Origin of the sequence: Streptomyces sp. NPDC096176 (assembly GCF_044763255.1) — a bacterium.
Classification (GTDB): Bacteria; Actinomycetota; Actinomycetes; order Streptomycetales; family Streptomycetaceae; genus Streptomyces.
Genome location: NZ_JBIWFV010000005.1, coordinates 600742 through 615113, shown reverse-complemented (window position 1 = coordinate 615113; position 14372 = coordinate 600742). Strand labels below are relative to the sequence as shown.

Genomic DNA, 14372 nt, shown 5'->3' with positions numbered 1-14372 from the left:
TACTGCAGGGGGGACCCTGTGGGAGAGTAGGACGCCGCCGAACAATCATTGTGGGAAAGCCCCGCACCGTCATGGTGCGGGGCTTTTCTGCGTTTCAGGACGCTTTCACCAGCTGGGTGTCGTACGCCAGGATGACCGCCTGGACCCGGTCCCTGGCCCCCGTCTTCGCCAGGATGCGGCTCACATGGGTCTTCACCGTCGACTCCGCCAGGTGCAGCCGGCTCGCGATCTCTGTGTTTGTCCAGCCCTGGCCGATCACCGTCAGGATTTCCCGCTCCCGTTCCGTCAGCCTTGCCAGACGTGCGTCGACGACGGAAGACGCCGATGTGCCCGGACCGGTTTCCGGAAGGTGTTGGACGTAGGTGTCGAGGAGGCGGCGGGTGAGGCTCGGGGCCACGACGGCGTCGCCTGCGGCCACCGCGCGGATGCCCGAGAGAAGTTCCTCGGGCAGCGCGTCCTTGATGAGGAACCCGCTGGCGCCGGCACGCAGGCCCTTGTACGCGTACTCGTCGAGGTCGAAGGTCGTCACGATCAGCACGCGGGTGCGGGAGCCGGAGGCGACGATGCGGCGGGTGGCCTCGATACCGTCGAGGCCGGGCATGCGGATGTCCATCAGGACGACGTCCGGGTTGAGTTCGGCTGCTGAACGCACGGCCGCGGTGCCGTTGCCCGCCTCGCCCACCACCGTCATGTCGTTCTGGCTCTCCAGAAGCATCCGGAAACCGAAGCGCTGCATGGGCTGGTCGTCGGCGATGAGCACGGTCGTCACTGGTCGGTTTCCTTCGGGAGGTGGAGGTGGACGCGCCAGCCTCCGGGAGGCCGGCGCAGCGGACCGGCCTCAAGTGTGCCGCCGTACATGCTCGTTCGTTCCCGCATCCCGGCCAACCCGCGACCGGCAGCGGCCGGCCGGGCAGAAGCACCGGCGCCGGTGTCCGTGACCGTGGCTGTCACGCCACCGCTCCCGTACGCCAGATCCACCGTCGCCGTCGCCTGCGGTCCGCCGTGCTTCAGGGTGTTGGTGAGGGCTTCCTGCACCACCCGGTAGACGGCGAGCTGGCGGCCTGCGGCGAGTGCCTCGGGACCGCCCTCGACGGTGAGCTGCACGGGAAGGCCCGCCGCCCTTACGCCTTCGACCAGTTGGGCCAGGTCGGCGAGGGCGGGCTGTGGCGAGAGCTCTGCGGCAGCCGAGGTCTCGTCCCGGAGCACGTCGAGGAGCCGGCGCAGTTCTGTCAGGGCCTGGCGGCTGGTGGTGCCTATGGCCTCGAGTGCCTGGGCGGCGCGTTCGGGGGAGTTGGCTGCCGCGTAGGAACCGCCGTCGGCGAGGCCGGTGATGACGGAGAGGTTGTGGCCGATGATGTCGTGCATCTCCCGGGCGACACGAGTGCGTTCGGCGGCTGCCGCGAGCCGTGCCTGCTGGTCGCGTTCGACCTCGAGCTGCCGGGCCCGCTCGACCAGGGAGGCCGTGTACTCCTGTCGGGAGCGTACCGCGAGGCCCAGCAGTGCCACGAGGGCGAAGCTGTACAGCATCGGTACGAACTGCTGGTCCCAACTCCCCACCGGGTAGCACGTCGCCCCCACTGCCAGCGGCACGAGCACCGTGCCGAAGCAGACCGCCAGGGTGCGCAGCGGCAGGCGCAGCGCGATGTTGAAGACGGCGATCATCTGCAGGAACGAGGCCTGCAGATGGGCGCCGCTCGCGCCGTTCGCCAGGGAGAACGGCAGCATCAGCAGCAGCACGGCGAGCGGATGGCTGCGCCGCCACAGCAGGGGCACGGAGAAGCCGATGCTCATCGCGACGACGAGCCACAGCGGCACGTCGAGGTTGAAGGCGACGTTCCGCCAGCCGCCCGTCGCGTCCACCATCGCGGCGAGCACGAACGCACAGGTGAGGTGAAGGTCCCAGACCAGCGGGCGGCGGTCGTCGAAGGCGCGCAGTCGCGCAGTCAGGCGTTGCAGTCGGCGTGTGAGCGGCTGGGCGCCCGTCGACCAGCCCTCCGGGGCGGGGCCGGACGTCGGTCGGTGGTTCTGCTGAGCCATGCGCACTCCCACATCCTCGTACGTCCCCCGGCTCGTACGTCCCCGGCTCAGACGTCCCGGCGCCTCAGCATCGCACCGGCGACGGCCAGTGCTCCCGCCGCCCAGAGGGTCAGCGCGAGCAGTGCCGCGCCCGGAGACGCCGCACCTGGCACGGCCTCCGCCGAAGTGAGAGCTTCCAGAGCATTGACCGGGAAGTACTCCACGGCGTCCGCCACGACATCGGAAGGGATCATGGTGACCACCTCGGGGAGGACCATGACGCCGCCGATGAACGCGCCGATGGCCCCTGGAACCGACCTCAGCAGCGCGCCGAGCCCGAGGGCGATCAGCCCCAGCAACGTGAGACCGGTGGAACTGCCCACCAGGGCGCGGAACACGCCCGGGTCGCCGAGTGATGCCTCCTGGTCGGTGCCCGCGAAGAGGAGCTGCGCCGCGGGGAAAGTGACGAAGGCTGTGACCAGGCTGACGGTGAAGGTGACCGCTGCGAATACCGCTGCCTTGGACCACAGCACCGGAAGCCGGTGCGGCACGGTGGTCATGGAGGCGCGGATCATGCCGGTCGAGTACTCGCCCGCGGTGACGAGGACGCCGAGGACGGCGAAGGCGATCTGCGCGAGCTGCAGCCCGATGAGGGTGAGTACGACGGTGTCCACGTCACCGTCTCCGCCGCCTGATTCGTAGGTGCCGCCCATGAGCAGCCCGATGCCGAGCGTCAGGGAACTCGCCGTCAGCAGCGTGATCCAGGTCGAGCGCAGCGTCCACAGCTTGTGCCATTCCGAGCGCAGGACGCGGGCGGGAGTCAGTCGGTACGTGTTCACGCTGCGGCTCCTTCGAGCGAGTCGGCTCCTGCGACAGGAGCGGCCTGGTATTCGACCGCGTCGTGTGTGAGGTCCATGAAGGCCTGCTCCAGCGAGGCGGTGACGGGGGTGAGTTCGTAGAGGGCGATGCCGTGCGCGGCGGCGGTGCGGCCGACTGTCCCGCTGTCCGTGCCGTGTACGAGCAGCTCGCCGGGACCGGCTGCTTCGACGTCGACGCCGGGGCCGGCGAGGAGCGCGGCGAGCGAGGCGGCGTCGGGGGAGACCACCTTCACGGCCGACGCGCCGGAGTCCCGTATGAACGCTTCGACAGTCGTGTCGGCGAGCAGCCGGCCGCGGCCGATGATGACGAGGTGGTCGGCGGTGAGCGCCATCTCACTCATGAGGTGGGAGGAGACGAGGACCGTGCGGCCCTCGGCGGCCAGGGACTTCAGCAGAGTCCGGATCCAGAGGACGCCTTCCGGGTCGAGGCCGTTGACGGGTTCGTCGAGGATGAGCGTCGTCGGGTCGCCGAGGAGCGCGGCCGCGATGCCGAGACGCTGCCCCATGCCGAGGCTGAAGCCCTTGACCCGCTGTCCGGCCACGTCGGTCAGTCCGGTCAGACCGATGACCTCGTCGGCACGGGCGGCCGGGATGCCGTGGGTGTGGGCGAGGGCGAGCAGATGGTTGCGCGCGGTGCGGCCGGGGTGGATCGATCGGGCCTCGAGCAGGGCGCCGACCTTTGTGAGCGGTGCCGGGTGAGCGGTGTAGGGGCGTCCGCCGATCGAGGAGTGGCCGCGGGTGGGGGCGTCGAGGCCGAGGAGCATGCGCATGGTCGTGGACTTGCCTGCGCCGTTCGGTCCGAGGAAGCCGGTGACGGAGCCCGGCCTGACAGAGAAAGTGAGATCTGTGACGACGGTCTTCGCGCCGTAGCGTTTGGTGAGTTCGACGGCTTCGATGCCGTGGGGCGTGGTCATGTCGTCGACGCTACGAAGCAGCGGACGGCCGGGCGTCCGACCGGAGTCGGCAGAGCTGGCCGGGCGTAGTACCGGGGTACGACGGGGAAACGGCGTTGCTCGGTGGTGCACGTCAGGGCCAGTATCAGGGGATGGAACACGTCATCCGGCGCGTGCGCGCCGAGGAGTGGGACCGGGCACGGGACCTTCGGCTCGCGGCCCTCCAGGACCCCCTTGCCCCGATCGCGTTCTACGAGTCGTACGAGCAGGCAGCCGCGCACCCCGACTCCTTCTGGCAGGAGCGCACCTCGACCGCAGCGGCCGGGGAGGACGTCGTCCAGTTCGTCGCGGAGGCGCCGGGCGGCCGGTGGGACGGCACGGTGTCCGTGCTCGTCGAGCACAAGGGCGAGTCGCGCATCGGGAAGCCGGCACCGGTCGAGCAGACGCACGTGGTGGGGGTGTTCGTACGGGCGGAGGCGCGCGGGAGCGGGCTCGCGGAGGCGTTGTTCCGGACAGCGCTGGAATGGTCGTGGGGGCTTCAGTCGCCGCCGGTCGAGCGGGTGCGACTGCTCTTCCACTCGGACAACGTGCGGGCCGCGGCGCTCTACCGCAAGGTCGGTTTCGTCCCGAGCGGTGACACGGCTCCCGTGCCGGACGACGAGATGGCGCTCGAGTACGAGGTCCGGCGGTAGGGACAGGCCGGCACCCGGACCGGGCAGGCGGAGGAACGGACTGCCGGACCGCGGCTCTCAGGACAGAGGCAGCGGCCCGGACCAGCGGGCGCGGGCCTGCTCGGCGGAGCGGAGCAGGACGATGGCGGGCATGCCCTGGTCCCGGCCCGTAGCCAGCAGTTCGGGGAGCAGGGGGAGCGGAGCGACGGCCGCGACGTCGTCGAGCACGAGGGTCATTGGTGGGTCGAGCCGACCGTCGGATGACCGTGCGGCCATGCGGCGGCCGTGCTCGACCACGTCTGAGGCGAATGCCGTCAACAGAGGCATCGCTCCGGGGTGGGTGCGAGGGTCCTCGATCGGTTCCCCCACCACATAAAGCGTGCCCGCTTCTTTCGCGAATGATTCCAAGGCGAGCGAATCGGTTCGGTTCGGCGCGCACGCCTCGCGGATGTGGACCGAGGAGAGCGCCGAGAGAGCACGGATCACCAACTGCTGTGCGACCTCACGCCGTTGCGGATACGCGGTGAGTGCCGACTCGAGCAGGCCGGCGAGTCCGGCGGTGGCCTTGGGGTTCGTGCGGAGGATGCGGACGGGCTCGTGGGCGCCGCTGCCCTGGGCCCAGCGGTGGACCTGGCGGAACGGGCGTTTGTCCACGGCCGCGGCGTGCAGCCAGCAGCGCAGGAGCGTTTCCGCAGTGTCCGCCATGGTGGCGTCCACGAGTGCCCTGGGGCGTACGGGAGCGAGGAGGGCGGCCGCGCGGGCGGCCGCGGACCGGTCGTCCTCGCAGTGGGCGGTCGGCGACCAGTGGAGGCGGGCCGGTGTGTCGCACAGATGCCCGGGGTCGTAGACGAGCACGGGGCCGAGCTTGGCGCGGGCGTCCTTGGTCTCGGCCCACACCGTGGGGTCGGAGGTGACGACGAGCGCGGGACCCTCGGCGTCCAGGAGAGCCTGGAGGGCGGCGGGGCGCCGGGCGGCGGGGTCGCCGTACAGCACACGGGGCGTACGGGCACGGGGAGCGGGGACGGTCGCGAGCGGCGCTATGGGGGGCGGCGCTGTGGGCGGCAGTTCCCCCGCCCGCGTCTCGGGGGCCGTCGCCACGACCGGGCCTGGGGCGGGCGCCTGCTGTGCGACGGCACGCTCCTGCTGCATGGCAGGCAGGTCAGGTACGCGAGGCCGATACGGTTCCGACCCCGGCTCGCGTCTCCCGCTGCGTACGTCCTCGCCCTCCCGTGCCGCTGCGCGGACCGCGCGCCAGCGGGCCACCGTGCCGAGCGTGAACACCGTCAGCACGATCAGCACCATCAACTGACCGATCAGCAGGCCCCAGAACAGCCCGTACCCGGAGAGCTCCGCCGGTGGGGTGGCGGGCCAGGCGCCGACCAGGTCGTGCGGGGCGGAGACCAGTGCCCGCATCGCTGGGGGCGTGTTGGTGAAGGTGACGCCGGTCGGCCACGCGCCGTGCGCGAAGAGGCCCGCGAGGCCCGTCGCCGACCACACCAGCACCGTCAGGCCGAGAAGGAAGCCGAGCAGCCCGACCAACAGACCGTCGGGGACACCCCCGCCGCGCCCACGCTGCACCCGGCCCCGTTCCGGACGGCCGCCTTCGTACATCTCAGGCCACCGTCGACTCTGACGACTCGTCCAACTGCTGCTGTTCGATCAGCTGCGCCCGCTGCTCCGCCTCCCATTCCGCGGCCTGGACGTGCTCGGGCACCGCCGGGCCCGAGGACTCCGTCATGGCGCGGTCGGTGAAGACGAGTGGTCGCTCCGCCTCGGTCACCAGGTGTTTGACCACCTGGACATTGCCGTTGACGTCCCACACCGCGATACCGGGCGTGAGCGTCGGGATGATCTCGACCGCCCAGCGAGGCAGCCCCAGCACCCGCCCGGTGGCCCGGGCCTCGTCGGCCTTCTGCGCGTAGATCGTCCGGGTGGACGCCATCTTGAGGATGGCCGCCGCCTCCCGCGCCGCGGCGCCGTCCACCACGTCGGACAGATGGTGCACCACTGCCACGAACGACAGACCCAGCCGGCGCCCGAACTTCAGCAGTCGCTGGAAGAGCTGCGCGACGAACGGGCTGTTGATGATGTGCCAGGCCTCCTCCACCAGGAAGATGCGCTTCTTCCGGTCGGGGCGGATCCAGGTGTGCTCCAGCCACACGCCCACGATCGCCATCAGGATCGGCATCGCGATGGAGTTGCGGTCGATGTGCGACAGGTCGAAGACGATCAGTGGTGCGTCCAGGTCGATACCGACGGTGGTCGGCCCGTCGAACATGCCGCGCAGGTCGCCGTCGACGAGCCGGTCCAGCACCAGCGCCACGTCCAGGCCCCAGGCGCGTACGTCGTCTATGTCGACGTTCATCGCCTCCGCGGACTCCGCTTCCGGGTGCCGCAGTTGTTCCACGATGTCGGTGAGGACCGGCTGCCGGTCGGTGATGCTCTGGTTGACGAACGCGTGCGCCACCTTGAGCGCGAAGCCGGCCCGCTCGTCGAGGCCGTGGCCCATGGCGACCTCGATGATGGTGCGCAGCAGCGCCAGCTGGCCGGTCGTGGTGATCGACGGATCGAGCGGGTTGAGGCGGATACCGCCGTCGAGGGCAGTCATCGGGTCGAGCCGGATGGGGGTTATTCCCAGCTCCTGCGCGATGAGGTTCCACTCGCCGACGCCGTCCTCACCCTGCGCGTCGAGCACCACCACCTGGCGGTCGCGGAACCGCAACTGCCGTAGTACATAAGTCTTCTCGAGCGCCGACTTGCCGTTGCCGGACTCGCCGAGCACCAGCCAGTGCGGGGCGGGCAGCTGCTGCCCGTACAGCTGGAAGGGGTCGTAGATGTAGCCCTTGCCGCTGTAGACCTCACGGCCGATGATCACGCCCGAGTCGCCGAGGCCGGGCGCGGCGGTGGGGAGGTAGACGGCCTGTGCCTGGCCCGTGGAGGTACGGACGGGCAGCCGGGTGGTCTCCACCTTCCCGAAGAGGAAGGAGGTGAAGGCATCCGTGAGGACGGACAGCGGATCTCGCATCACACGGGCCCCTATCGGCGGATGCCGGTCGCGAACGGCAGGGTGTTCACAAAGGCCCTGTGGTGCTCGCGGTCGCACCACTCCAGCTTCAGGTACGACTTGCCGGCGGAGGCCCTGATCGTGCGCTTGTCCCTGGCCAGGGCCTCGGGCGAACGCGACGACACAGTGATGTACCCGACGATGTTGACCCCCGCCGCACCGCTCGCGAGATCTTCACCCCGCTGGTCGAGCCGACCGTGCGCGGCGATGTCGCGAGGGTCGACGGTCCGGTTCATCTTGGCGGCGCGGCTGGCATCCGCCTCGTCGTTGGTCTTCTCCGTGAGCATCCGCTCGATGGCGACCTCGGTGGGCTCCAGGTCCATGGTGACGGCGACCGTACGGATCACATCGGGGGTGTGGACGAGCAGCGGGGCAAGGAAGTTGACGCCGACGGGCGTCATCGGCCATTCCTTCACCCACGCGGTGGAGTGGCACCAGGGGGCGCGGGTCGACGACTCGCGGGTCTTGGCCTGGAGGTAGGTGGGCTCGACGGCGTCGAGCTCGGCCGGCCAGGCGTTCCGTTTTGTCATCGCCTGGATGTGGTCGATGGGATGGTCCGGGTCGTACATGGAGTGGACGAGGGAGGCGAGCCGGGACTGGCCGAGCGGCTGCCGTACCCGGATGTCGGCCTCCGCCAGCCGGGCGCAGATGTCGGTGAGTTCGCGCGCCATGACGACGGCGAGACCGGCGTCCTTGTCGAGCCGCTTGGCGCCGGACGCGTGCCGGGCGGCGCGGGCCATGGTGTGCGCCTCCGCGGCCAGGTCGCGGGAGTAGTGCATACAGGCGACAAGGTAGGCGCGGTGCTGCTCGCTGGACGTCGACACCATCGACTGCAGCTGCTCGTAGGACTGCTGGAGCCAGGCGGGCGAAGCGGCGTTGCCGCGCTGGGCGACGTCCTTGGCGTGCGCGTCCGGGTCGGCGGGGAGCGTACGCGCCAGCACCTGAAGACGCGTCACGAAGCCGTCACCGTTGGCGACATGCTTCAGCAGCGTGCCGAAGCGGTCCACGAGGGCCTCCTGGTCCTCGCTGTCCCGCAGCCCGACGCCCGGGCCCTCGATCTCGATCGCGGCGGTGACCGTGCGGCGGTCCGCGTGCAGCAGAACGGCGATCTCGTCCGGGCCGAACGGCGCCGCCAGCCAGTTGATACGGCCGATGCCCGGCGGCGGCCCGACCTCGACCTCCCGGCCGTCGAACCGGGTGCCCGCCTCGACGGCACCGGAGCGGTAGAGCGTGCGGCCACCGCGGAGCGAACGCTTGTAGCTGCGGTTGATCTCGAACCATTTGTAGAAGGTGCGCTGCTTGTAGGGCACGTACACGGCGGCGAGCGCCAGCATCGGGAAGCCCATCAGCAGAACGATCCGCAGGGACAGGACGGGGACCAGCAGCCCGCTCATCATGCCGAGGAACGCGCCGGCGATGATCAGCGCGATCTCGCCGGTCTCGCGGTTCTTGCCGATGACCGCATTCGGCCGAGCCCGGCCGATGAGGTACGTGCGGCGGGGCGTGATCGGTTGGGACTGGGTCGTCAACGCCGGCCACCTCCTGTGCTGTTGCGATTGCTGTGCGGGGTGCCACTGGTCGGGGCGCTGTTACGCGGCGCGGGCGCGGCGGCGCCCGGGTTCGCGGTGCGGCTGCTGTGGGCGGCCACGCCGCCGCTGACGGCGTTGGCGGGGCGGGGACCGCCACCGCCGTCCCCGCCGGTGTTCTGGTTGCCGCGGGTGCTGTGCGTCTTGATGCCCTGCGACACGAGCGCCGCAGGAGAGCTGATGACGGCGGCCGCCTTGCTCTCGGCGCCGTTCTGGATGCGGTTGTTGCGGGACGCGGCGATCTCGTCGCCGAAACCGGGGACAAAACGGTAGATCATCGCGGAGGCGAAGATGGCGAGGAGGATGATCGCGAGCCCGGAGACGACGGCGGAGAACGAGTTCGGCCCGTCGTCGGCGGAGAGCGCACCCGCGAGGCCGAGCACGATCACGATCACCGGCTTGACCAGGATGATTGCGATCATGATCCCGGCCCAGCGGCGGACGTGCCCCCACATGTTCTTGTCGACGAGCCCCGCGTAGACGACGACGCCGAGGAGCGCGCCGACGTACAGCAGCACCGCACGGATGAACAGCTCGAGATAGAGCACACCGGCGGCGAGGATCGTGACGAGCGAGACGACGATCAGCATGATCGGCCCGCCGCCGATGTCGTCGCCCTTCTTGAGCGCGTCGGCGAAGTTCCCGAAGAACATGTCCGTCTGATCGGACGAGCCGCCGGCGATGACCTCGGTGACGCTGTCGGTCACCGAGACGATCGTGAAAAGGATGAGCGGCGTGAACGCGGACGCGAGAACGGTCAGCCAGAGGAAGCCGATCGCCTCCGAGACCGCGGTCATGAACGGCACACCCCGGATCGCCCGCTTGGCGACGGCCAGCAGCCACAGGATGATCGTGAGGATCGAGGCAGCGGCGAAGACGATGGCGTAGTGGGCGAGGAAGGTCAGGTTCGTGAAGTCGACGGTCGCGGTCGACTCCACGGCCTGGGACAGCTTCCCGATGGTCCACACGGCGGCGTCGGCGCAGCCACGAGCGAGGGAGGACAGGGGGTCGAGGGCGGCGGTGGGGTCGTCGAGGGGGGACCGCCCGGGGTTGGCGGGGCCTTCCCCGTCTTCGCAGTAGTCGCGGGCGGGGCCGACGATCAGGTCGCACTTGTCCTGGTCGCTGGGTGTGGGTGTTGGTGTCGGGGCCGCGAATACGCGCGTTGCCGTGAGTACTGTTGCTGACTGGATCGCGGCAAAAACGGCTGCGAACGAGAGCGCGCGCCGTGGGCTACCGGGCATACGTGAACCCTCCGTACTGCTCGACCGCCTTGGCGATTTCGTCGGCATTGGAAGCTGTACGGTCCGCGTTCACCGGTGCGGGGCCGTCTTTCTGGGAGAAACTCTCGACCTTCCAGTCCGCCTCGGTCCAGCGCAGCTTCAGCGTCATGGTGAACCAGTCGTTGGTCACGGGGTTGGTGGAGCTGACGCCGGCGGTGCCGAACACTCCGGTGCACCACACCTCCACCGTTGCACTTGCGCTGGAGTACGCGGTGACTTTGGTTCCGACTGGCGAGGTACGCGACACGTAAGTCATGCCGGGGGCAGCGTTGCCGTTCGCGTCGAGGCCGAGCTTGTCCAGAAACGGCTGGTCGTAGGCCTGATCGAGGTTGGCTTGCAGCTCAGAGACCTTCTCGGGCAGGAAGAGCTGATGCACGATCTCGCGACGCCGGTCGGGCTTGAGGATGTCCGCCGAAACAAGCGCCACCGCGTAATTCGCCGCCGCGCTCTGCGCCCCCTGCTCGTCCCGCGCGTACCCCGTCGGGATGCCGCCTTCGTTGCCCTTCACCGGGCGGACGCCCGACGCGGCCGTCGGCTGGGCCGACGGGCCCTTGCCGCCGGCCTCGCCGGACGCGCCGTCGTCCGTTCCGCCCCCGCCCTGGTTGGCGAAGGCGATCGCCGCGATCAGCAGGACCACCACACCCACCACCGCGACGAGCGACCGCGAGCTGCCGCGCCCGGTGCGCCGTGCGCCGCCGTAGATGTCGGTGTCGGTGTTGCCCGGGAGGCGGGTGCGGGTCTGGCCCGAGCCGCCGAAGTCCTCGCTCGTACGGCCGCCCGGCGCGCCGCCATAGCCGTGATCGTCGCCGAGGCTCATGTCGCCCAGGCCCCCTCAACCAGTGGTGGACGTACTGCTTGCCGTGTCGGCGCGGTGTGGTGACTCGACATCAGGGAGACGCAACCTCGAACGGTGGGCCCGGGCATGCCCGGAGAGGACTGACGGGCGCTTAGACAGCCATCCCGTAGACGATGGTGAACAAGGTCCCCAGTGAGCCGATGATGAAGACGCCGGTCAGACCGGCGACGATCAGGCCCTTGCCCTGTTCGGCGCTGAACGTGTCGCGAAGTGCCGTCGCGCCGATGCGTTGTTTGGCCGCGCCCCAGATCGCGATGCCGAGGCACAGGAGGATGGCAATGGCCATCACGACCTCGATCATCACTCGCGCCTCGTTGCCCAGGCTCCCGAACGGCCCCCAGTTCGGGGCGATTCCGCCGATGATGGTGGTGATGTCGCCTTTTTCGGCTGCCAGGATCATGTAACTCACCGCCCCTGTTGGGTTGTTCGCCGCCCACGCCCCTCGGCGCGGGCCTGGTTCTATCTTCGCTGATGAAACCGCCCGCGTATGCCGACTTGGAGGGTCTCTTTACCCGATCTCCGCACGTATGACCGAACCGGCTGCCCTGACCTGCGGCGGCGCGTCCCGTGGCCGTGCGAGTGTGTGCATGGTTACTCTGTGTATCACGGAGGGTGACTTCGAGCAATGACTGTCGTTGTTCCACCTTTGGGGTGGTTCGCGCCGGATGCGACGACGGCGGCGCGGATCCGTCCGGATCCGTGCCGCCGCGTTACTCTGCCGCCTCCCTCTGGAGGGTCGGCCCGCAGGGTCAGCCGCTGGCCACCATGTAGCCGAGCAGACCCAGGGCGAGGGCGAGCAGAGCGATGAACGTCACCGTTGCCGCCATGCCGCCGGAGTCGCCGCCGCGGCGTTCCGTCTCTCCCCCGTTGCGCGCGTCCTGTGTGGCGGGTGCGTCCGTCACGCTCGCAGCGTTCTTCACGTGGTGCTCCTGTGGTGCTGTGATGCCGGCCCCTGCCGTGGTCACCGGAGGGGATCTGATCGCGGCCTTCCGGGCCGCGTGACACAGGGTAGCGGCTACTGGTCCAGACCAGTTCCGCGGGGCGTCAGGCGTGAACCCCGGTCGGCTCAACCCTGTTGTACCAAGGCGGAGTTGCCTACGCTGCGGCGGGTGACCGACAACGCGTACACAGCCGCCCGCATCGACACCACGCGCCCGCACACCGCCCGGATCTGGAACTACTGGACCGGCGGGAAGGACAACTATCCGGTCGACCGCGCGGTCGGTGACGAGATCCGTGCGCTGCACCCCGGCATCGGGGACTACGCCCTGGCCGACCGGAAGTTTCTGGGGCGTGCCGTGCGGTACCTCGCCGCGGAGGCGGGGATCCGGCAGTTCCTCGACATCGGCACCGGACTGCCGAGCGCCGACAACACGCATCAGGTCGCCCAGAGCGTCGCGCCCGACGCGCGGATCGTCTACGTGGACAACGACCCGCTCGTCCTCGTCCACGCCCGAGCACTGCTGACGGGCACGCCGGTAGGCCGCACGGACTATCTCGACGCCGACCTCAGGGACGTGGACGCGATCCTGGCGCAGGCGGCCAGGACGCTCGACTTCTCCGAGCCGGTCGCACTGATGCTGCTGGGGGTCGTCATCTTCGTCGAGGACGACGAGGAGTCGTACGGCGTGGTGCGCCGCGTCATGGACGCGTTGCCGTCCGGCAGCCATCTTGTGCTGTCCCACACGATCACCAGCCCGTCGATGCCGGACGTGGACGCGGCCGTGGCGTTCTGGAACGAACACGGCACTCCTCGTCTGACCCAGCGCACGCCGGATCAGGTGGAGCACTATTTCGACGGCCTGGAACTCCTGCCGCCGGGCGTGGTCTCGTGCAACCGGTGGCGCCCGGACGCGTCCGATCCGTCGGCGCCGGACGAGGTCGCGATGTACGGCGGGGTGGGCCGCAAACCGTAGGCACGAGGAGCGCGACGGTGGCGCGACGGTGGCGCGGGCCCGGGGAGTGCGGCACGGAAGTACCCGCTCGGCGGAGCGATTCGGTCACCGGGCACGTATCACACCCCAACCGCCCTGTCGGCAAGGAGACTTCCATGGCCACCGTGTCCCCGCCCTGGACCTACGCCCTCCAACTCCCGCACGACCCCCGCGCCCCGGGCGTAGCGCGCCACACCCTGCGCGCGGTGCTTCACGCCCACCGCCTCGGTGCGCTCGTCGAGACCGCGGAGCTGCTCGCCGACGAACTCGTCACCAATGCGCTGCAGCACGCCGAGGGCACCTGCGGTCTGCGGCTCCGCGAGCCCGCGCCGGGGCGGCTGCGGATCGGCGTGTGGGACGCCAACCCGGAGATCCCGCCCCCCTTCAAGGGCGACCCGACCGCCCCGCCCGATGCGGACGCCGAGCGCGGCAGAGGCCTGCGCATCGTGGAGATGTGCGCCGACAGCTGGGGGGCGACCACCCTCCATCAGGGAGGCAAGCTCCTGTGGGTGGAGGTGGTCGAGGGGGACTGATCGCCGCGTGCGGCCGGCGTGCCGGGATTCAGTCGGCCGTCCGTTCGGCAGTGGAGTCGTAGCCGGCGAGGACACGCCCGCACTCGGCGTACGCGTCGACGAACAGGTGGTCGTGGAGTCGTTCCGCTTGACGTGGATCGGGTCGCGAGTCCTCGGATGCCGGAAGGTGCAGCCCAGCCTCTGCGACAGCAGTTGCGGGGCGGGGCTGGGAGCTGACCCACGACTGGGACCGCGAAAGCTCCATGTTTCGCACCGCGTCGCGGACCTGGCCCGCCAGGTACTGCTCCCCATCGAGCTGGGCATCGTGCAACGCCTGGAACGGGCCAGGGAGTTGCTGGAGGAGTCGGACCTGCCGGTCGACCGGATCGCCGAGCAGGCGGGGTTCGGCACGGCGGCCAATCTGCGCCAGCACTTCCCCGCGGCGCTGGGCATCTCGCCGAGTGCCTACCGGATCACCTTCCGCGGCCCCGGCGGCGTCCCGCACCCGTGAGGTGCCTCCCGCGCACCTCAACGGAGGCGGGCACGGCGAAGACCGTGGGGCGACTCGAGACGCCGCCCGCGCCGGCGGGTCGAACGGTCGTCAGGGACCGGTCAGTGATCACATGCCGCGGGGTGCCTCTCTGGAGACGCGGGTGGGGTACAGGTCGATGCGCGGGGCCGC

The 14372-nt window shown here is 70.1% G+C and carries 15 protein-coding genes; 4 read left to right on the top strand and 11 right to left on the bottom strand.

Features of this window, described 5'->3' with window-relative positions; translation table 11 throughout:
* Positions 1 to 94: 94 nt before the first annotated feature.
* The 4 genes from ACIQ7Q_RS17640 to ACIQ7Q_RS17625 are packed head-to-tail and all read right to left on the bottom strand — an operon-like array spanning position 95 to position 3808.
* Positions 95 to 769: a response regulator gene (locus ACIQ7Q_RS17640; protein WP_403862102.1), complete on the bottom strand. Its 675-nt coding sequence runs from the start codon at positions 767 to 769 to the stop codon at positions 95 to 97.
* Positions 766 to 2037, bottom strand: a complete 1272-nt coding sequence (locus ACIQ7Q_RS17635) for a sensor histidine kinase (protein WP_403862099.1) — start codon at positions 2035 to 2037, stop codon at positions 766 to 768. Before ACIQ7Q_RS17635 ends, ACIQ7Q_RS17640 begins: the two co-directional genes overlap by 4 nt.
* A gap of 47 nt (positions 2038 to 2084) precedes the next feature.
* Entirely contained in the window at positions 2085 to 2855 is a 771-nt protein-coding gene (locus tag ACIQ7Q_RS17630) for an ABC transporter permease (RefSeq protein WP_403862096.1), read from the bottom strand.
* Entirely contained in the window at positions 2852 to 3808 is a 957-nt protein-coding gene (locus ACIQ7Q_RS17625; RefSeq protein WP_403862093.1) for an ABC transporter ATP-binding protein, read from the bottom strand. The genes ACIQ7Q_RS17630 and ACIQ7Q_RS17625 overlap by 4 nt, the downstream gene beginning before the upstream one ends.
* Positions 3809 to 3939: 131 nt before the next feature.
* Between ACIQ7Q_RS17625 and ACIQ7Q_RS17620 the strand changes: the two genes are divergently transcribed.
* On the top strand, positions 3940 to 4479 hold the full coding sequence (locus ACIQ7Q_RS17620; protein WP_403862090.1) for a GNAT family N-acetyltransferase: 540 nt from the start codon (positions 3940 to 3942) through the stop codon (positions 4477 to 4479).
* 57 nt (positions 4480 to 4536) lie between these two features.
* Here ACIQ7Q_RS17620 and ACIQ7Q_RS17615 read toward each other — a convergent pair whose 3' ends face one another.
* The 7 genes from ACIQ7Q_RS17615 to ACIQ7Q_RS17585 form a co-directional block, all read right to left on the bottom strand.
* Positions 4537 to 6069 carry a type VI secretion protein gene (locus ACIQ7Q_RS17615; RefSeq protein WP_403862088.1) on the bottom strand — a complete coding sequence of 511 codons (1533 nt, stop codon included), beginning with the start codon at positions 6067 to 6069 and terminating at the stop codon, positions 4537 to 4539.
* Position 6070: 1 nt separating this feature from the next.
* Entirely contained in the window at positions 6071 to 7483 is a 1413-nt protein-coding gene (locus ACIQ7Q_RS17610; protein WP_403862086.1) for an ATP-binding protein, read from the bottom strand.
* Positions 7484 to 7494: 11 nt separating this feature from the next.
* The gene (locus ACIQ7Q_RS17605) at positions 7495 to 9051 is read right to left on the bottom strand and encodes an SCO6880 family protein (RefSeq protein ID WP_403862083.1); all 1557 of its coding nucleotides are present in this window, start codon (positions 9049 to 9051) and stop codon (positions 7495 to 7497) included.
* Positions 9048 to 10349: a hypothetical protein gene (locus ACIQ7Q_RS17600; RefSeq protein ID WP_403862081.1), complete on the bottom strand. Its 1302-nt coding sequence runs from the start codon at positions 10347 to 10349 to the stop codon at positions 9048 to 9050. The genes ACIQ7Q_RS17605 and ACIQ7Q_RS17600 overlap by 4 nt, the downstream gene beginning before the upstream one ends.
* Positions 10339 to 11205 (bottom strand): hypothetical protein, encoded by an 867-nt coding sequence (locus ACIQ7Q_RS17595; RefSeq protein ID WP_403862078.1) that lies wholly within the window; start codon positions 11203 to 11205, stop codon positions 10339 to 10341. The genes ACIQ7Q_RS17600 and ACIQ7Q_RS17595 overlap by 11 nt, the downstream gene beginning before the upstream one ends.
* A gap of 130 nt (positions 11206 to 11335) precedes the next feature.
* Entirely contained in the window at positions 11336 to 11644 is a 309-nt protein-coding gene (locus ACIQ7Q_RS17590) for a hypothetical protein (RefSeq protein ID WP_005315450.1), read from the bottom strand.
* A gap of 349 nt (positions 11645 to 11993) precedes the next feature.
* The gene (locus ACIQ7Q_RS17585) at positions 11994 to 12164 is read right to left on the bottom strand and encodes a hypothetical protein (RefSeq protein ID WP_403862075.1); all 171 of its coding nucleotides are present in this window, start codon (positions 12162 to 12164) and stop codon (positions 11994 to 11996) included.
* A 189-nt stretch (positions 12165 to 12353) separates the two neighbouring features.
* On the opposite strand from ACIQ7Q_RS17585, the gene ACIQ7Q_RS17580 reads away from it, so the two are divergent.
* The 3 genes from ACIQ7Q_RS17580 to ACIQ7Q_RS17570 all read left to right on the top strand — a co-directional run bounded on the left by ACIQ7Q_RS17580 (position 12354) and on the right by ACIQ7Q_RS17570 (position 14201).
* Positions 12354 to 13160 carry an SAM-dependent methyltransferase gene (locus tag ACIQ7Q_RS17580; protein WP_403862073.1) on the top strand — a complete coding sequence of 269 codons (807 nt, stop codon included), beginning with the start codon at positions 12354 to 12356 and terminating at the stop codon, positions 13158 to 13160.
* A gap of 134 nt (positions 13161 to 13294) precedes the next feature.
* Complete coding sequence (locus ACIQ7Q_RS17575) at positions 13295 to 13711, top strand: ATP-binding protein (RefSeq protein ID WP_403862070.1); 417 nt, start codon at positions 13295 to 13297, stop codon at positions 13709 to 13711.
* Between the two features lie 166 nt (positions 13712 to 13877).
* Positions 13878 to 14201: a helix-turn-helix domain-containing protein gene (locus tag ACIQ7Q_RS17570; RefSeq protein WP_403862067.1), complete on the top strand. Its 324-nt coding sequence runs from the start codon at positions 13878 to 13880 to the stop codon at positions 14199 to 14201.
* Positions 14202 to 14372 lie beyond the last annotated feature (171 nt).